The organism is Pseudomonas sp. 2822-17 (assembly GCF_002742485.1).
GTDB lineage: Bacteria > Pseudomonadota > Gammaproteobacteria > Pseudomonadales > Pseudomonadaceae > Aquipseudomonas > Aquipseudomonas cyclaminis.
The window spans coordinates 1-269 of sequence record NZ_LJRZ01000866.1; the positions used below are offsets into that span (position 1 = coordinate 1).

Consider the following 269-nt stretch of genomic DNA (forward strand, 5'->3'; position numbering starts at 1 on the left):
GTATAGAACCATGTCTATTAAATGGCTCAATATCTTCACCATTGATAAAACCTTTTGTGAAATTCACAATCTCCATCGTTGATCGATAGCTTCTGGTTAAGTTTATATAGTCGCTAGTTTCATTTTCATCTACCAATCCATCTGTTGGTAAAAATCTAGAAGAGTTATAAGAATGGGCATAAATACCTTGATTAAAGTCACCCAATATGGTCATTTTACTATTTGGGAATATATATTTTAAATAATGATATTGGAATATGGAATAATCC

1 pseudogene is annotated in these 269 nt (G+C 30.5%); it reads right to left on the reverse strand.

Annotated features, from left to right (window positions below):
* Window positions 1-269, reverse strand: a pseudogene (locus AOA60_RS33625) (hypothetical protein); the annotation flags it as partial.